This is a genomic window from Actinophytocola sp., assembly GCF_035762905.1.
Classification (GTDB): domain Bacteria; phylum Actinomycetota; class Actinomycetes; order Mycobacteriales; family Pseudonocardiaceae; genus DASYTH01.
Genome location: NZ_DASUCC010000149.1, coordinates 79,851 through 97,319, shown reverse-complemented (window position 1 = coordinate 97,319; position 17,469 = coordinate 79,851). Strand labels below are relative to the sequence as shown.

General features: G+C 71.4%; 19 protein-coding genes. 16 read left to right on the top strand and 3 right to left on the bottom strand.

Annotated features, from left to right (window positions below; genetic code table 11):
• Nucleotides 1-12 precede the first annotated feature (12 nt).
• The gene (locus tag VFV67_RS32815; protein ID WP_326474592.1) at nt 13-672 is read right to left on the bottom strand and encodes a response regulator transcription factor; all 660 of its coding nucleotides are present in this window, start codon (nt 670-672) and stop codon (nt 13-15) included.
• Nucleotides 673-798: 126 nt separating this feature from the next.
• Here VFV67_RS32815 and VFV67_RS32810 point away from each other — a divergent pair, with 126 nt between their 5' ends.
• Genes VFV67_RS32810 through VFV67_RS32795 form a run of 4 tightly spaced genes read left to right on the top strand, consistent with a single transcriptional unit; the run spans nt 799 to nt 4,344 of the window.
• Entirely contained in the window at nt 799-1,338 is a 540-nt protein-coding gene (locus tag VFV67_RS32810) for a hypothetical protein (RefSeq protein ID WP_326474591.1), read from the top strand.
• Nucleotides 1,335-2,435, top strand: a complete 1,101-nt coding sequence (locus tag VFV67_RS32805; protein ID WP_326474590.1) for a peptidoglycan-binding protein — start codon at nt 1,335-1,337, stop codon at nt 2,433-2,435. The genes VFV67_RS32810 and VFV67_RS32805 overlap by 4 nt, the downstream gene beginning before the upstream one ends.
• A complete protein-coding gene (locus VFV67_RS32800) occupies nt 2,432-3,109 on the top strand; it encodes an ABC transporter ATP-binding protein (RefSeq protein WP_326474589.1) in 678 nt (225 codons plus the stop codon). Before VFV67_RS32805 ends, VFV67_RS32800 begins: the two co-directional genes overlap by 4 nt.
• Nucleotides 3,110-3,117: 8 nt before the next feature.
• Complete coding sequence (locus VFV67_RS32795) at nt 3,118-4,344, top strand: ABC transporter permease (RefSeq protein ID WP_326474616.1); 1,227 nt, start codon at nt 3,118-3,120, stop codon at nt 4,342-4,344.
• 6 nt (nt 4,345-4,350) lie between these two features.
• Here VFV67_RS32795 and VFV67_RS32790 read toward each other — a convergent pair whose 3' ends face one another.
• Both VFV67_RS32790 and VFV67_RS32785 read right to left on the bottom strand, forming a co-directional pair.
• Entirely contained in the window at nt 4,351-5,709 is a 1,359-nt protein-coding gene (locus tag VFV67_RS32790) for a serine hydrolase domain-containing protein (protein ID WP_326474588.1), read from the bottom strand.
• A 63-nt stretch (nt 5,710-5,772) separates the two neighbouring features.
• Nucleotides 5,773-6,900, bottom strand: a complete 1,128-nt coding sequence (locus VFV67_RS32785) for a citrate synthase 2 (protein WP_326474587.1) — start codon at nt 6,898-6,900, stop codon at nt 5,773-5,775.
• A 247-nt stretch (nt 6,901-7,147) separates the two neighbouring features.
• Between VFV67_RS32785 and VFV67_RS32780 the strand changes: the two genes are divergently transcribed.
• The 12 genes from VFV67_RS32780 (at nt 7,148) to VFV67_RS32725 (ending at nt 17,452) form a co-directional block, all read left to right on the top strand.
• On the top strand, nt 7,148-7,450 hold the full coding sequence (locus tag VFV67_RS32780) for an urease subunit gamma (protein WP_326474586.1): 303 nt from the start codon (nt 7,148-7,150) through the stop codon (nt 7,448-7,450).
• A gap of 14 nt (nt 7,451-7,464) precedes the next feature.
• Nucleotides 7,465-7,785 carry an urease subunit beta gene (locus VFV67_RS32775; protein WP_326474585.1) on the top strand — a complete coding sequence of 107 codons (321 nt, stop codon included), beginning with the start codon at nt 7,465-7,467 and terminating at the stop codon, nt 7,783-7,785.
• A 91-nt stretch (nt 7,786-7,876) separates the two neighbouring features.
• The gene (locus VFV67_RS32770; protein ID WP_326474584.1) at nt 7,877-9,595 is read left to right on the top strand and encodes an urease subunit alpha; all 1,719 of its coding nucleotides are present in this window, start codon (nt 7,877-7,879) and stop codon (nt 9,593-9,595) included.
• Nucleotides 9,595-10,263: an urease accessory protein UreF gene (locus VFV67_RS32765; protein ID WP_326474583.1), complete on the top strand. Its 669-nt coding sequence runs from the start codon at nt 9,595-9,597 to the stop codon at nt 10,261-10,263. Before VFV67_RS32770 ends, VFV67_RS32765 begins: the two co-directional genes overlap by 1 nt.
• Nucleotides 10,253-10,918 carry an urease accessory protein UreG gene (ureG, locus tag VFV67_RS32760; protein WP_326474582.1) on the top strand — a complete coding sequence of 222 codons (666 nt, stop codon included), beginning with the start codon at nt 10,253-10,255 and terminating at the stop codon, nt 10,916-10,918. Before VFV67_RS32765 ends, ureG begins: the two co-directional genes overlap by 11 nt.
• On the top strand, nt 10,915-11,649 hold the full coding sequence (locus tag VFV67_RS32755; protein ID WP_326474581.1) for an urease accessory protein UreD: 735 nt from the start codon (nt 10,915-10,917) through the stop codon (nt 11,647-11,649). The genes ureG and VFV67_RS32755 overlap by 4 nt, the downstream gene beginning before the upstream one ends.
• Nucleotides 11,650-11,803: 154 nt before the next feature.
• A complete protein-coding gene (locus tag VFV67_RS32750; protein WP_326474580.1) occupies nt 11,804-12,457 on the top strand; it encodes a TetR/AcrR family transcriptional regulator in 654 nt (217 codons plus the stop codon).
• A 130-nt stretch (nt 12,458-12,587) separates the two neighbouring features.
• Nucleotides 12,588-13,256, top strand: coding sequence for a pyridoxamine 5'-phosphate oxidase (pdxH, locus tag VFV67_RS32745; protein ID WP_326474579.1), 669 nt, complete (start codon nt 12,588-12,590; stop codon nt 13,254-13,256).
• A 50-nt stretch (nt 13,257-13,306) separates the two neighbouring features.
• The gene (locus tag VFV67_RS32740; protein ID WP_326474578.1) at nt 13,307-14,605 is read left to right on the top strand and encodes an MFS transporter; all 1,299 of its coding nucleotides are present in this window, start codon (nt 13,307-13,309) and stop codon (nt 14,603-14,605) included.
• A gap of 64 nt (nt 14,606-14,669) precedes the next feature.
• Nucleotides 14,670-15,533 carry a helix-turn-helix transcriptional regulator gene (locus tag VFV67_RS32735; protein WP_326474577.1) on the top strand — a complete coding sequence of 288 codons (864 nt, stop codon included), beginning with the start codon at nt 14,670-14,672 and terminating at the stop codon, nt 15,531-15,533.
• Nucleotides 15,442-15,699 (top strand): DUF397 domain-containing protein, encoded by a 258-nt coding sequence (locus VFV67_RS32730; protein ID WP_326474576.1) that lies wholly within the window; start codon nt 15,442-15,444, stop codon nt 15,697-15,699. Before VFV67_RS32735 ends, VFV67_RS32730 begins: the two co-directional genes overlap by 92 nt.
• A 355-nt stretch (nt 15,700-16,054) precedes the next feature.
• A complete protein-coding gene (locus VFV67_RS32725; protein ID WP_326474575.1) occupies nt 16,055-17,452 on the top strand; it encodes an APC family permease in 1,398 nt (465 codons plus the stop codon).
• Nucleotides 17,453-17,469: the final 17 nt, after the last annotated feature.

Below are 17,469 nucleotides of genomic sequence, written 5' to 3'. Positions count from 1 at the left end.
TCGCAAGCTCGCTCATGATCCGATCCGGTATCCGGCGCCCGGCACGGTCTCGATCACCGGTGGCTCGCCGAGCTTGCGGCGCAACGTCATCACCGCCACCCGGACCGCGTTGGTGAACGGGTCGGCGTGCTCGTCCCACGCCTTCTCCAGCAGCTCCTCCGCGCTCACGATCGCGCCCTCGGCCCGCATCAGCACCTCCAGCACGGCGAACTCCTTGGGGGACAACGAAATGTGCCGGCCGTCCCGGGAAACCTGGTGCCGGGGCAGGTCGAGCAGCACGCCGGCCCGGTTCAGCACCGGCGGCAGCGCCGGGCGGGCCCGCCGGCCGAGCGCCTGGATCCGGGCCACCAACTCGGCGAACGCGAACGGCTTGGTCAGGTAGTCGTCGGCGCCGAGCGACAGGCCGGCCACCCGGTCGGTCACATCGCCGGCCGCGGTGAGCATCAGCACCTTGATCTCGCCGCCGGACGCGATCACCGCCGCGCACACCTGGTCACCGTGGGTGCCGGGCAGATCCCGGTCCAGCACGACCACGTCGTAGCCGTGCACCCCGATCCGCTCCAGCGCCGCGGTGCCGTCGTAGCAGACGTCCACGGCCATGGCCAGCCGCCGCAGCCCCTCGGCCACGGTGTCCGCCAGGAGCCGCTCGTCCTCCACGACAAGAACCCGCACCGGGCCAGTGTGGAGCAACCGGGGGTAAGCGCGAGATAAGGACATTCGCTTAGCGGGCCCGAATCACGCGCTGCGTAGAACCGTCGGCACACAGGTTCATACGGGGCTCGAAGAAGGGATCGGACCATGGGTGTGCGATGGCGGTTACTCGTACTGGCGGCGGCGACCTGGGCGTTGGTCGGAGCCTGCGCCTCGGGCGGGGACGGTGGTAACGAGGTGGCGTCGCTGTCCGGCTCGGCGACCCCGAGCGATCAGCAGTCCGCCGATGACGGCAAGACCGACGAGGACAAGATGCGGGAGTTCGCCGCCTGCATGCGGGAGCAGGGGATCGATGTGCAGGATCCCCAGTCCGGTCCGAACGGCGGCGGGATCTCGATGAAGGTCGACGCCAAGGACGACGCGAAGATGAAGGCGGCCGAGGAGAAGTGCCGGCCGCTGCTGCCCAACGGCGGCCAGCCGCCCAAGCTGGACGCCGCGCAGCTGGACAAGCTGCGCGAGACCGCCAAGTGCCTCCGCGAGCAGGGGCTCGACGTGCCCGACCCGGATCCGAACGACCCGGGCATCGAGATCACCGGCGAGGACAAGGCCAAGGTCGACGCCGCGATGAAGGCGTGCGGCGGACCGGAGGGCCCGGTCCGCATCAAGGTCCAGGACGGTGGCCGGTGAGCGCCGTGGACGGGCCGCGCGCGGTGCGCCGCAGACGGCGGATCCGGTGGGTGGTCGCCGGGGCGGTGCTGGTGGTCCTGCTCGGCGTCGGCACCGGCGTGGTGCTGACCCGGCGGGTCACCCCGACCGCTGCGGCCGCACAGGGACCGGCGGCGGTCGAGACGGCCGAGGTGGTGCGCACCGACCTGGCCGAGCGGCGGACCGAGACCGGCAAGCTGGGCTACGGCGAGGAGCACACGCTCACCGGCCGCCGGCCGGGCACGATCACCGCGCTGCCGGCCGCCGGTGCCGTGCTGGACCGCGGCGCCAGCGTGTACCAGGTGGACGCCCGGCCGGTGCCGCTGTTCCTCGGCGCCGTGCCGCTCTACCGCGACCTTGCGACGGGCGCGGACGCCGGGCCGGACGTGGCCGTGGTCGAGGAGAACCTCAAGGCCCTCGGCTTCACCGGGTTCGGCACGCCGAACTCGACGTTCACCGCGGCCACCGCGACCGCGATCAAGAAGTGGCAGAAGTCGCTCGGGCTGGACCAGACCGGCACGCTCGGCCCGGCCGACGTCGTGGTGGCGCCCGGCCCGCTGCGGGTCAGCACGGTGACCGCCGAGCTGGGCGCGCCCGGCACCGGGTCGGTGCTGACCTGGACCGGCACCGGGCGGGCGGTGACCGTCGAGGTGGACCCGGCGTACAAGGACCTGGCCAAGCCCGGCACCAAGGTCACGCTGACCATGGCCGGCACGTCCGTCCCCGGCACGGTCACCGCGCTGGCGCCGACCGCGGACAGCGGCGAGGGGACCGGGCGCCCGGGGGAGGAGCAGGAGCAGACCTTCACCGCGACGATCATCCCGGACGACCCGGCCGCGCTCGGCGGGTCCGACGCCGGCTCGGTGGACGTCCGGCTGACCACCGGCAGCCGCGAGGGCGTGCTCGCCGTACCGGTCGGCGCGCTACTGGCGCTGTCCGAGGGCGGGTACGGCGTGGAGATCGTCGAGGGCGACGCCCGGCGGCTGGTGGCCGTGCAGACCGGGCTGTTCGCCGACGGCATGGTCGAGGTGACCGGCGCGGACCTGGAAGCGGGCACGCGGGTGGTGACCACCGCATGACCGTGTTGACGATCAGTGCGGCCAGCCGGACCTATCCGGGTGGCGTGCGGGCCCTGCGGGAGGTGTCGCTTTCGGTCGAGCCGGGCGACTTGGTGGCCGTGGTCGGCCCGTCCGGGTCGGGCAAGTCGACGCTGCTGCACCTGATGGGCACGCTGGACCGGCCGAGCGCCGGCCGGGTGCTGGTGCGTGGGCACGACGTGGCCCGGCTGTCCGACCGCAGGCTCTCGGCGCTGCGCTCACGCTGGATCGGGTTCGTGTTCCAGCAGTTCTTCCTGACCGACGGGCTGCCGGCGGTGGACAACGTGGCCGCCGGGCTGCCCTACGCCGGGGTGCCGGCGCGGCAGCGGCGCGGTCTGGCCATGGCCGCGCTGGAGCGGGTGGGCCTGGCCAACCGGGCCTGGCACGTGCCGGGCGAGCTGTCCGGGGGCGAGCGGCAGCGGGTGGCGATGGCCAGGGCGGTGGTGAACCGGCCGGCGATCGTGCTGGCCGACGAGCCGACCGGGAACCTGGACAGCCGCACCGGTTCCGGGATCATGCGGTTGCTGGTCGAGCTGAACGCGGCCGGGACCACCGTGGTGATCGTCACGCACGACCTGGCGATCGCCGCGTCGGCCCGGCGCCGGGTGGAGATGCTGGACGGCTCGGTGCGGCTGGACACGGGGGTGGCCCCGTGAGCACGATCATGGCGGTGGCGCCCGCGCCGGTCGAGCGGGAGCCGTTGCCGCGGCCGCGCCGGCTCGGCCCGCGGGACGTGCTGCGGCTGGGCGGGCACGGGATGCGCACCCGGCCGCTGCGCGCGGTGCTCTCCGCGCTGGGCATCGCGATCGGGATCGCGGCCATGATCGCCGTGGTCAGCATCCCGGCGTCCAGTGCGGCCGCGCTGCGCGCGGAGCTCGCCGCGCTCGGGCCGAACCTGCTCACCGCGCAGCCCGGGCAGACCTTCGGCGGCGACGACGCCGAGCTGCCGGAGACCGCGGTGCCGATGGTGCGCCGGATCGCCCCGGTCACCGCGGTCTCGGCGACCGGCACGGTGTCGGCCACGGTGCGGCGCAGCGACCGGGTGCCGGCCGGCGAGACCTCCGGGCTCGCCGTGTACGCGGCCACCCCGGACCTGCTGGACACCCTGCGCGGCAGCGTCCACAGTGGACGGTTCCTGGACGCGGTGGCCGAGCGGTTCCCGGCGGTGGTGCTGGGTTCCGAGGCGGCCACCCGGCTCGGCATCGACCAGGTGACTCCCGGTTCACCCCGTCAGGTGTGGATCGACGGGCAGTGGTTCACCGTGATCGGGGTGCTGGACAAGCTGCCGCTGGCGCCCGAGATCGAGCGTTCGGTGCTGGTCGGCTGGACCCTCGCCCAGGAACGGCTGGGGTTCGGCGGCAATCCCGGCGTGATCTACCTGCGCGCCGAGGAGGCCCAGGTGGAGTCCGTGCGGTCGGTGCTCGGCGCCACGATCAGCCCGGAGCGGCCGAACGAGGTGCAGGTGCGACTGCCGTCCGAGGCGCTGGCCGCCCAGCGGCTCGCGGACAGCTCCTACAACGCGCTGTTCCTCGCCCTCGGCGGGGTGGCGCTGCTGGTCGGCGGCGTCGGCGTGGCGAACACGATGGTGATCGCCGTGCTGGAGCGGCGCCGGGAGATCGGCCTGCGCCGGGCGCTCGGCGCGACCCGGCGTCAGGTCCGCGGTCAGTTCCTGGCCGAGTCGGTGCTGCTGTCCAGCCTCGGCGGCCTGGTCGGGGTCCTGGTCGGCGTCGGCGTCACCGCCGGCTACGCGCTGACCAAGAACTGGCCCGCCGTGTTCCCGCCGCTCGCCCTCGCCGGCGGCGTCGCGGTGGCCGCGCTCACCGGCGCACTGGCCGGCATGTACCCGGCCATGCGCGCCGCCCGCCTCGCCCCCACCGAGGCACTGGCCTGATCCGTACTACCGGCCGCCCCGCCAGCCCTGGTCGTCCACGCCGCCGGGGATCGGGGCGGCCGGGTCGTACGGGGAGCGGGCGAAGATGAACGTGGCCAGGTCGAGGTGGTTCGGGGTGCCGTCCGGGTTCCGGCTGACCCGCAGCGTCTCCCCGGCGTAGTAGCCGTCCAGACCGGTCCAGGTGCCGTCGGCCTCCGGCCGGAACCGGGAGGCGCGGCCGGCACCGCTGGTGGGGCGCAGGTTCAGCCATCCGTCCGGGAGCAGGTGCAGCGCGTAGGGCACCGGGCCCCAGAACCACGGGCCGGTCAGCGCCAGCAGGTCCGGGTCGGCGCCGTCCATCGGCAGCCACTCGGCGGGCAGCGCCGGCTCGTACTCGTCGACCAGCTTGAGCAGGTCGAACGCCAGCACCATGACCGGTACGCCGGAGGTGCTGTTGGTCAGCGCCAGCGCCCCGGTCGTGGTCCGCGGGTCGGCGACCACGCTGGCCAGGAACCCGGGCATCGAGCCGCCGTGCCCGGACAGCCGGCGCCCGGAGTCCCGGAACGCCTGCAGTCCCAGCCCGTAGCCGGAGGTCCAGGCGTCGGCGTCGTCCACATGCGCCGGCTCGCGCATCTCGGCGACGGTGTCCGGGTGCAACACCTCGCCGGTGTCGCCGGCCAGCAGCCGGGTCCACCGGGCCAGGTCGTTGACCGTCGACCAGAGCTGCCCGGCCGGCGCCATCGCCCCGGAGTCCGGGGTGGGTTCGTTGAGCAGCACGTCGGCGTACGGGTGCACGGCCCAGCCGAGCGCGTGTGGCGCCTGCGGCTGCGGGGTGGTGCGGGTCAGCCCGAGCGGCAGCAGCACCTCGGCGCGCAACGCCTCGAACCAGCTCATTCCGCGCAGCCGGGCGACCAGCTCGCCGAGCACGCCGTAGCCCACATTGGAGTAGTGGAACCGGGCGCCGGCCCGGTGCCGCAGCACCCCGTCGGTCAGGCTGTTCTGCAGCGCCGCCCAGTCACCGCCCTCGGCCCGCTCCCACCAGGCCCCCGGCGACTCCGAGGTGAGCCCGCCGGTGTGCGCCAGCAACTGGGCGATGGTCAGATGACCGAGGTTGGTGCCCGGCAGGTGCTTGTCCAGCGGGTCGTTGAGGTCCAGCCGGCCCTCGTCGCGCAGCCGCATCACCAGCACGGCCACGAAGGTCTTGGTGATCGAGCCGATCCGGTACTGCGTGTCGGGCGTCGGCCGTTCGCCGTCCACCCGGCCGCGCGCGCCGGTCCACAGCACCTCATCGCCGCGGACGACGGCGGCGATCAGCGAGGGGGCGCGGCTGTCCGCCTGCTCACCGGCCAGGCGGCGGAGCAGGGCGAGCTCGGTGGTGGGGAGCATGGAGGCATTCTGTCGGACACCGTGCATCGGTAGGAGCCTTCACGTTTACCCGAAAGTAGATGGTCAGCGGTGCGTGACGGTGTCCCAGCCGTCGACGTCCTCCGGCCGGCGCGGCCCGGGGCCGACGTAGCGAGCGGACGGACGGACCAGGCGGCCGGTGCGCTTCTGCTCCAGGATGTGCGCGCACCAGCCGGCGGTGCGGGCGCAGGTGAACATGGCCGGCATCATGTGCGGCGGCACCTTGGCGAAGTCCAGGATCACCGCGGCCCAGAACTCCACATTGGTCTCGATCGCCCGGTCCGGCCGGCGCTCGCGCAGCTCGGCCAGCGCCGCCTGCTCCAGCGCGGCGGCCACCTCGTAACGCTCGGCGCCCAGCTCGTGGCAGGTCCGCCGGAGCACCCGGGCGCGCGGGTCCTCGGCCCGGTAGACCCGGTGCCCGAAGCCCATCAGCCGGTCGCCGTTGTCCAGGATGTTGGCGACCACCTTGCGGGCGTCGCCGATGTTCTCCACCTGCTCGATCATCGGCAGCACCCGGGCCGGGGCGCCGCCGTGCAGCGGGCCGGACATCGCGCCGATCGCCCCGGACATGCACGCCGCGACGTCGGCGCCGGTGGAGGCGATCACCCGGGCGGTGAAGGTGGAGGCGTTCAGGCCGTGCTCGGCGGCGGACACCCAGTAGGCGTCGATCGCCTTGACGTGCGCCGGGTCGGGCTCCTCGCGCCACCGGGTCATGAACCGCTCGGTGATCGTGTTGCACTCGTCGATCCGGCGCTGCGCCACCGCGGGGCGGCCGATGCCGCGCGCGGACTGGGCCACATAGGACAGCGCCATCACCGAGGCGCGGGCGAGCTGCTCGCGGGCCTCTTCGTCGGTCACGTCCAGCAGCGGCTGGTAGTCCCAGATCGGGGCGAGCATGGCCAGTGCGGCCTGCACGTCGACCCGGACGTCACCGGTGTGCACCGGGATCGGGAACGGCTCGGCCGGCGGAAGGCCCTGGCCGAACCGGCCGTCGACCAGCAGCGCCCACACGTCGCCAAAGGTGACCTTGCCGGCCAGGTCCTCGATGTTCACGCCCCGGTAGCGCAGGGCACCGCCGTCCCGGTCCGGTTCGGCGATCTCGGTGCGGAAGGCGACGACGCCCTCCAGCCCCGGCCGGAACCCGTCGTCGGGATCGGTCGGACTCGGTACCACGCCGGACGCACCCACAGGAGCCTTTTCCACGTGTTGCACTACGCCGTGCATTGTCTCGCCTTCCACAACGACTCATTGCCCCGATCGATTCGCGCGGTGGGCGGCGGCAACGTGGGCAGGTCGCCGGCGCCGGGCTCCACTGCGCGGCTCACGCCCACCATGCCCCTCCGTTCTGCCCGAGGCAATCGTTCACCCCGGTGTCGTCCGTCACGGTTAAGTGATCGATTCAGTTTGTAGGGTGTCCCTCATGCACCTCTCCCCGCAGGAACGGGACAAACTCCTCGTCCACGTGGCCGCGGACGTGGCGCGGCGCCGGCTGGACCGGGGGTTGCGGCTGAACCACCCGGAGGCGGTCGCGTTGATCAGCGAGCACGTGCTGGAGGGCGCCAGGGACGGCCGCGGGGTGGCCGACCTGATGGACAGCGGGCGGTCGGTGCTGCGCCGGGACCAGGTGATGGACGGCGTGCCAGAGCTGATCGACTCCGTGCAGGTCGAGGCCACGTTTCCGGACGGCACCAAGCTGGTGACCGTGCACCACCCGATCGTCTGACCCGGGAGGACCGCGTGAGCGCCGCGCGACCAGGAGAGATCATCACCGGCAGCGAGCCCGTTCCGCTGAACCCGGGCCGGCACCGGGTGCGGCTGACTGTGCGCAACGCCGCGGACCGGCCGGTGCAGGTGGGCTCGCACTACCACTTCGCCGCGGCCAACCTGGGCCTGGACTTCGACCGCAACGAGGCGTGGGGCTACCGGCTGGACATTCCGGCCGGCACCTCGGTGCGGTTCGAGCCGGGGGTCGAGCGCGAGGTCGACCTGGTGCCGATCGCCGGCCGCCGGGTGGTTCCCGGCCTGCGTCCGGAGTTCGCCGGGGAGTTGGACCGGTGAGCGAGCTTGCGAGCGAACAAATCAACACTGCCCCGCCGCGGAGCCTGCGAGGCGGCGGGGCGTACCGGCACCGAGCCTGCGAGGTGACGGCGTGACCTCCATTGACCGGGGGCGGTATGCGGAGTTGTTCGGTCCGACGGTCGGCGACCGGATCCGGCTGGCCGACACCGACCTGCTGATCGAGGTGACCGAGGACCGCAGCCGCGGGCTGGGCTCCGGCGACGAGGTGATCTTCGGCGGTGGCAAGGTGATCCGCGAGTCGATGGGTCAGGCCACGGCCACCCGGGCCGCGGGTGCGCCGGACCTGGTGATCACCGGCGCGATCGTGCTGGACCACTGGGGCGTGATCAAGGCCGACATCGGGATCCGGGACGGCCGGATCGTCGGCATCGGCAAGGCCGGCAACCCGGACACGATGGACGGGGTGGACCCGGCACTGGTGATCGGCCCGTCCACGGAAGTGTTGTCCGGCAACGGAAAGATTCTCACCGCGGGCGGAGTGGACTGTCACGTGCACTTCATCTGCCCGCAGTTGGCCGACACCGCGCTGGCCTCCGGGCTGACCACGCTGGTCGGCGGCGGCACCGGTCCGGCCGAGGGCACCAAGGCCACCACGGTCACGCCGGGCGCCTGGAACCTGGGCCGGATGCTGCAGGCGATGGACGGCATCCCGCTGAACATCCTGTTGCTGGGCAAGGGAAACACGGTCAACCCGGAGGCGTTGCGGGAGCAGTTGATCGGCGGTGCCGGCGGGTTCAAGCTGCACGAGGACTGGGGCACGACGCCGGCCGCGATCGACGCCTGCCTGCGGGTGGCCGACGAGTCCGGCGTCCAGGTGGCCATCCACACGGACACCCTGAACGAAGCCGGTTTCCTCGAGTCCACAGTGGACGCGATCGGTGCGCGCTCGATCAACGCCTACCACACCGAGGGTGCCGGCGGCGGGCACGCGCCGGACATCATCCGGGTGGTGTCCGAGCCGAACATCCTGCCCTCGTCGACCAACCCGACCCGGCCGCACACGGTGAACACCATCGACGAGCACCTCGACATGCTGATGGTCTGCCATCACCTGAACCCGTCGGTGCCGGAGGACCTGGCGTTCGCCGAGAGCCGGATCCGGCCGACCACGATCGCCGCCGAGGACGTGCTGCACGACCTCGGCGCGATCTCGATGATCAGCTCGGACTCGCAGGCGATGGGCCGGATCGGCGAGGTGATCATCCGGACCTGGCAGACCGCGCACGTGATGAAGCGGCGGCGCGGGTCGCTGCCCGGCGACGGCTTGGCGGACAATCTGCGGGCCCGCCGGTACGTGGCGAAGTACACGATCAACCCGGCGATCGCGCACGGAATGGCGGACGAGCTCGGCTCGGTCGAGGTCGGCAAGCTTGCCGACCTGGTGCTCTGGGACCCGAAGTTCTTCGGGGTCCGGCCGAGCGTGGTGCTCAAGGGCGGGTTCATGGCCTGGGCGCAGATGGGCGACGCCAACGCCTCGATCCCCACCCCGCAACCGGTGTTCGCCCGGCCGATGTTCGGTGCCGCGCCACGGGTCGCCGCCGCCAGCAGCCTGCATTTCGTTGCGCGGGAAGCGATCGAGGCGGACATCGCGGACCGGTTGGGCACCGCCACGCCGATCCTTGCGGTGGCCGACACCCGCCGGATCGGCAAGGCGGAAATGATCGCCAACGACGCCCGGCCGGACGTGCGGGTCGATCCGGACAGCTTCGCGGTGCACGTCGACGGCGAGCTGATCGAACCGGCGCCGGCCGAGGTGCTTCCGATGGCACAGAAGTACTTCCTGTTCTGATGGACGTGCTCGCGCTCGCCCTTGCCGACGCCCGGTTTCCGGGCGGCGGACACGTCCACTCCGGCGGCCTCGAGGAGGCGGCCGGCCGCGGGCTGATCACCGGCGAGTCCGATCTGCCGGCCTTCCTGCTCGGCCGGCTGCACACGGCCGGCGCGCTGGCCGCGGTGTTCGCCGGGGCGGCCGCGCACGCCGCCCGGCGCGGGGCGCAAGCCACGTTCTGGGGCCGCCTGGACGCCGAGTTGGACGCCCGCACGCCGTCGGCGGCGCAGCGCGAGGCGTCCCGGGCGCAGGGTGCCGGCACGCTGCGGGCGCTGCGCGCGACCCCGGCCCGGCTGCCGGCCCTGCGCCGGCCGCACCACTGCGTGGTGCTCGGTGTCGCGATCGGGCTCGGCGGCGGGCTTCCGGTCGACGCCGCGCGGACCGCGGCCTATCTTTCGGTGAGCGGGCCGGCCGCCGCGGCGGTCCGGTTGCTCGGCCTGGATCCGTTGGCGGTCAACGCGACCGTGCTCGACCTTGCCGGGGAGCTGCGCGCGGTGGCCGAGTGGGCGGCCGCGACGGCCGCGCTGGATCCGGCCGAGTTGCCCGCCCCGGGCGCGCCCGGCCTCGACCTGCTGGCCGAGTCGCACCGGCGAGCGCACGACAGGGAGGTGCGTCTGTTTGCCAGCTGACGGATTCCACCACGACCCGCACGAGCATCAGCCGCTTGCCGGGCGGGCAATGCGGCTCGGCGTGGGCGGACCGGTGGGCAGCGGGAAGACCGCGCTGGTGGCGGCCCTGTGCCGGGTGCTCGGTCCGGCCGTCCCGCTTGCCGTGGTGACCAACGACATCTACACAACCGAGGACGCGGACTTCCTGCGCGCGGCCGGCGTGCTCGACCCGGAGCGGATCGAGGCGGTGCAGACCGGATGCTGCCCGCACACGGCGATCCGGGACGACATCACCGCCAACCTGGACGCGGTCGAGCGGCTGGAGCACCGGTTTTCCGGGTTGCGGCTGGTGATCATCGAAAGCGGCGGGGACAACCTGACCGCGGTGTTCAGCCGGGGTCTGGTCGACCGGCAGATCTTCGTCGTGGACGTGGCCGGCGGGGACAAGGTGCCGCGCAAGGGCGGTCCGGGTGTGACCACCGCGGATCTGTTGGTGATCAACAAGACCGACCTTGCCCCGCTGGTCGGCGCCGACCTCGGGGTGATGTCGGCCGACGCGCACCGGGTCCGCGGCGGCCTTCCGGTGATCAGTCAGTCGCTTGTGGACAGTCCGGATGCGCCGGACGTGGCCGCCTGGGTACGGGCGCAGCTTGGCCTCGTGGCGGCACCGGCGTGAGAGCGCGCGCCGGGCTCGCCGTCGAGCTGGACGGCCGCGGCCACAGCGTGATCCGCCGGCTGCGCTCGGCCGCCCCGCTGACCCTGATGCCCGACCGCGACCGGGGTGCCGCGGCCGTGGTGCGCCTGCTCAACTCGGCCGCCGCGCCACTCGCCGGCGACGACCTCGAGCTGACCGTGCGGGTGGGGGCCGGGGCCCGGCTCGAGCTCCTCGGGGTGGCCGCCACGCTCGCGTTGCCGGGACACCGGTTCGAGCCGAGCCGGTTCCGCCTCACCCTCGACCTCGGTGCCGGTGCCGAGATGTCCTATCTGCCGGAGCCCACCGTGGTCACCGGGCGGGCCCGGCACCGGTCGGTGCTGCGGGCCGAGCTGGCCGGCGCTGCCGGGCTGCGCTGCCGGGAGGTGCTGGTGCTCGGCCGTACGGGGGAGCGGCCGGGCCGGCTGACCACCGAGACGCACGTCTGCCGGGCGGGGGTGCCGGTGTTGCGGCAGTGTCTGGAGATCGGTGACGAGGTGCTGGACGGCAGCCTGGCCCGGTTCGCCGGTCGTCGGGTGCTGGCCACGGAGATCGTGGTCAGCGACGGTCCCCCGCCCGCCCCGGCGAGCGGGGACTGGTGGTCGCGCTCCCCGTTGGCCGCAGGCGGCTGGATCGCCACGGCGCTGGCCGACGACGCCGTGACGGCACTGCGTGACCTCGACGAGGCGCGGAATCCTACCGGAAGCGTCCGATAAATCGATGACAATCGCCCACTCTTGGCGGTCGGTATTTCCATCGTTATCGAACCGCTCGAGCGTGGGTCCCCCGGGCGGGGGGCAAGTTGCAGATCGCAGTTACAAAAGGCCTCCTTTCGTGATGAAATATTCCGCGCGCGAGGAGGCGGTAGTTTTGGGCGAAGAGAACGGCAGCACACATACCCGTACCTACGGGGGTGTCGACACCGAGCAGCGGCGAGCCGAGCGGCGAGACAAGCTTCTCGAGGCCGCGCTGGACGAGTTCACCTCGAAGGGTTATCACCGGACGAAGATCGCCGACCTGTGTACCCGGGCCGGCGTGTCCACCCGCAACTTCTACGAGAAGTTCGCCAGCAAGGAAGCCCTTCTGCTCGAGTTGCACGCGCAGATCAATCAACTCGCCATGAGACGCATGCTGCCGTTGCTCGACGTGCTCACCGACGCGGATGCGCTCACCCGGGTCACCAGCCTGGTGGACGCGTTCGTCGAGGCGGTCACGTCCGACCCCCGGTACCCGCGGCTGAACTACGTCGAGGCGCCGGGCGTCAGCGATGCCATGGAGCGCCAGCACAAGGACTGGGTCGAGCGTTACACACAGTTCATCGAGGCGGAATGTGCGCGCGCGGCGGCCGCCGGGCTCGCGCCGGAGCGGAATTACCACCTGACCGCGATCGGCCTGGTCGGAGCCATCACCGGGCTGCTGCGCGAGTGGCAGACCCAGGACCCGCCGGTGCCGGCCGCGGACGTGGCCGCCGAGATCCGGGCCATGATCATCGCATCCATCACCCGACCGGCAACGATCCCGTAATCGATACCGTGCCGACCCCGCCCAACGAGATCGATTCCGCGTGGGCGGAGTCACCGTAGCGGTGGTTTCGGTGTGCCCGATTTCCCCGTACCGTCCAGAGGAAGGTCTGGAGCGGGCGAGGAGATGAAGTATGGCCGACGGTGAGCTCACCGAAGTGGCGATCGACCTGCCGGCGATGCGGGTGTCCTATGAGCAGGGCGCGCTCTACGAGTCGGATCTGGCCGCCACGTGGCTGGCGCAACTGAAGCGCTGGGTGGACGACGCCACCCGGGCCGGGGTCGCCGAGCCCAACGCGATGGTGTTGGCCACGGCCGGCCCGGACGGGTTGCCGTCGTCACGCACCGTGCTCGCCAAGGGCTTGGACGAGCGCGGGGTCGTGTTCTTCACCAACTACACCTCGAACAAGAGCCACGACCTGTTCGCCACCCGGTACGCCTCGGCCACGTTCCCCTGGTACGACCTGCACCGGCAGGCGACCGTCCGCGGCATCGTGGAGAAGGTCAGCCAGGACGAGACGGCGGAGTACTGGGCCAGCCGGCCGCGCGGTTCGCAGCTCGGCGCCTGGGCCTCGCCGCAGTCCAGCGTGGTGTCCGGCCGCAAGGCCCTGGACGCGGCGCTGGCCAACATCCAGCGCCGGTTCGCCGACACCGACGACGTGCCGGTGCCGCCGCACTGGGGCGGGTGGCGGATTCGGCCCGAGCTGGTGGAGTTCTGGCAGGGTCGGGCCGACCGGATGCACGACCGGCTGCGCTACAAGCTGGTCCGCGACACCTGGCAGATCGAGCGCGTCGCGCCCTGAGTCCCAATTCACTCGAACCGAGATAGTTAGCAGAGCTAAGCTCATCCGTTGTGGGTTCTGACGGGGGATCTCGGGCCGAGGCGCGGCCGCGGTCGTTGCTCGGCCGGATTCTGATCGATGTCCGGCCGCTGCGGATCCGGGAATTCCGCCGGCTGTGGACCACGACCGCGGTGACCGCGGTGGGCGGCCAACTGTCCGCGGTCGCGGTTCCCAAGCAGGTCTACGACATCACCGGGTCGTCCGGCTGGGTCGGCCTGACCGGTGCCGTCGGCCTGGTCGCGCTCATCGTGTTCGGCCTGTGGGGCGGCGCCATCTCCGACGCGTTCGACCGCCGCACCGTGATGATCGTCAGCGGTATGGGTCTCGGGATCACCTCCGCCCTGCTCTGGCTGCAGGCCTTCGCCGGCCTCGCATCCGTGTGGGTGATCCTGGTCCTGCTCGGCGTGCAGCAGGCGTGCCTGGCCGTCAACGGGCCGGCCCGCAACGCCGCCATCCCCCGCCTCGTCCCGGTGGACCTGGTTCCGCAGGCCAACGCACTTGGCTTCACGGTCTTCATGTTCGGCATGGTCTTCGGCCCGCTCGCCGCAGGCGCCCTCATCCCCGTTCTCGGACTGTCCACTTTGTACCTGATCGACACGGTGGCCCTGTTCCTCGCCCAGATTCCCCTGTTCCTGCTCCCCGCCATGCCCCCCGGCACCGGCACCTCGACCGGCGCCGGCATCCGCGACATCCTGGCCGGCTTCCGCTACATGGCAACGAAGAACGTGCTGCTGGCCTCGTTCGTGATCGACCTCATCGCCATGGTCGCCGGTCTGCCCCGGGCCCTGTTCCCCGAGATGGCCCAACACACCTTCGGCGATCCCCCCGGCGGCGGCCTCGCCCTCGGCCTGCTCTACGCCGCCATGCCCATCGGCGCCGTCCTCGGCGGCCTGTTCTCCGGCTCCGTCTCCCGCCTCCCCCGCCAAGGCGTCGTGGTCACCTTCGCCGTCATCCTCTGGGGCGCCGCCGTCATCGCCTTCGGCTTTTCCACCGCGCTTCTTCTCGCCGTCCTCTTCCTCGCGATAGGCGGTGCCGCCGACCTGGTCAGCGCCATCCACCGCAACGCCATCCTGCAAACCGCCGCCACCGACGAAATGCGCGGCAGAATGCAAGGCGCCTTCACCGTCGTCGTATCCGGCGGCCCCCGCATCGCCGACCTCCTGCACGGCTGGGCCGCCACCACCATCGGCACCGCCGCCACCACCATCATCGGCGGCACCCTGGTCATCATCCTCACCATCATCGCCGTCGCCCTCCTCCCCGCCTTCTGGCGCCACATTGCACCCACCGAAACAACCCCCACCCCCTAAACCATTCGAGTGCACTTCCCCGCGTGTCCCTTGATTGACGCGGCCCCACTCCTAAGTTGACCGCATGAGCCCCATCGAGTCGACCGCCTGCACCCGCGAACTCGGCAACGAACTCAAACTCCGCCGCAAAGCCGCCGGTCTCCGCGGCCACGACATCGCCACCAAACTCCAATGGTCGGCGACCAAGGTCTCCCGAATAGAAACCGGCCAACGCACCAGCGACGAAGTCGACGTGGTCTTCTACCTCGCCCACCTCGGCGCGAAGCGCGAGGACCTCGACGAGATCCTCCCACTCTGCCGCGACGCCGAACGAGGCTTCTGGATGAGCCGGCAGCTCAGATCGCTGGTTTTCCACGAGAGCACCGCCGCCGAAACGTTCGGCTACGAGCCGCTTGTCCTGCCCGGTCTCCTGCAGACGGAGGACTATGCCCGTGCCCTCATCAGACAGTTCGGTCTCGGCCGCGACGACGTCAACCGTGCGGTGGAGATCCGGATGCGGCGCCAGCGCATCCTGCGCGATCCATGGCGGCCGGTCCGCGCAGCTTTCTTCGTGCATGAGCAGGTGCTCCATCTGTCAATCGGTGGCAACCGAGTGATGAACGATCAGCTCCTGAACCTGGTCCTGCTCTCCGACCAGCCGAACATCGACATCCGGGTGGTGCCACGCTGCTTGGGCGAGGGTTCTTACTTCGGCCCCGGATTTCATGTCTTCTACTACAGCGGGCACAAGCCCCTGGTCTACCAAGAAAATGGTTTCAACGGCCTGTTCATGGAGGATGCCGAATTCGTTGAGCGCTACCAGGCGCGATCCCAGGAGATCACCAAGGCCGCGCTCGATGCGGAACAATCGCGAGTGCTGCTCGCCGCCCTGGCGAGCGAGTACGACCGATTGGACAAGGATGTTCCCCACCGCGTGGCGGAAGAGTAGTCACAGCCAGGAGCCGCAGGGCGGATGCGTGGAGGTCGCCCGTACCCATGCCAGAGTCGCCGTCCGCGACTCCAAGGACACCTCCGGCCCGACTCTCACCTTCGAGCCGCCGACCTGGCACCGGTTCCTCCGTTCGGATCGCACCATCGCGCTTGATCGCGGATAACGCCAGCTCGCCGCCACCCGGACTGAACTGCACGACTCGCGCACGAACGGGCGGCTCGCCGAGTGGCGCCGGTTGCTCGGTGCCCGGAACGCCGGGCCCGGCTCTGCCAGAGCAACCGACCCGGCGTTCCGCACGCAGCCGGGGACATCTGCCAACCAGACCCGCATCCCTGAACCCGATCCGGCGACTCGCCGGCCCGGAACCAGCAACTCACCTGCCGGAACCGGGAACTCGCCGTGTTGTCACCGGCGACTCGGGTGCTGGAATTGGCGACTCGGGCGGGTGCGGAACTGGGGTGGGGGAGCTAACCGGGATGGGATGGTTTGTGGTGGTGTGATCCGGCACACTCTGGGGAATGGCGACTGAGACACCCACGGGGCAGCCCGCACTGAAGCGGGCGATCGGGCCGAAGCTGCTGTTCTTCTTCGTGATCGGGGATGTGCTGGGGACCGGGATCTATGCGCTGACCGGCAGTGTGGCGGGGCGGATCGGTGGGGCGCTCTGGGTGCCGTTCCTGGTGGCGTTCGTGGTGGCGTTCCTGACCGCGTTCAGCTACCTGGAACTGTCCGGGAAGTACCCGCAGGCCGCGGGGGCGGCGCTCTACACGAACCGGGCGTTCCGGGTTCCGTTCCTGACGTTCCTGGTGGCGTTCACCGTCATGTGCTCCGGGATCACCTCGGCGTCGGCGGCGGCACGGGCGTTCGGCGCGACCTACCTGCCGGCGTCGTTCGGGATCACGGTGACGCCGACGGTCGTGGCGATCGTGGCGGTGCTGTTCATCCTCATGCTGGCCACGATCAACTTCATCGGGGTGTCCGAGTCGGTCAAGGCCAACGTGGTGCTGACCTGCATCGAGCTGTCCGGTCTGCTGATCATCATCGCGATCGGGGTCTTGGCGGTCGCCGGCGGCAAGGGGGAGCCGAGCCGGCTGACCGAGATCAACACCGCGGACACCAGTTGGCTGCTGGCGATCACGGCCGCGACCTCGCTGGCGTTCTTCGCGATGGTGGGCTTCGAGGACTCGGTGAACATGGCCGAGGAATGCGTGGATCCGCCCCGGATCTTCCCGAAGGCCCTGCTGCTGGGGCTCGGCGCGGCCGCGGTGATCTACATCCTGGTGGCGCTCACCTCGTCGCTGCTGATCCCGGCCGACCAGCTCGCGGCGGCCCGGTCGAACGCGCTGCTCCAGGTGATCACGGTCGGTGCCCCGGACTTCCCGTTGCGGTTGTTCGCGTTCATCGGGTTGTTCGCGGTGGTCAACTCGGCGCTGATCAACATGCTGATGGCCAGCCGGCTGCTGTACGGCATGTCCAACGAGCGGATCCTGCCGGGCGCGTTCGGCATCGTGCACCCGTTCCGGCGCACGCCCTGGGTGTCGATCCTGGTCACCACGGGGATCGCGGCGGTACTGGTGGCCACCGTCGGCGCCGACGGGGTGAGCAAGCTGGGCGGCACCACGGCGCTGTTGCTGCTGATCGTGTTCACCATCGTCAACGTCGCGGTGCTGCTGCTGCGCCGGGAAACCGTGTCGCACAAGCACTTCGTCGCACCGACCTGGGCGCCGCTGCTGGCCGCCGTACTGTGCGGGTACCTCGCGATCCCGGTGCTGTCCGGGCGGCCGGCCAGCGACTACGTGATCGCCCTGATCCTGATCGGCCTCGGCGTTCTGCTCTGGATCGTCAACTGGCTGTACCTGCGCAAAAAGGGTGTGCGGGCCAACGAATCGGACGACACTTCCGCACTGTCCAAGTAGGACCGCAGCCGGCCGGG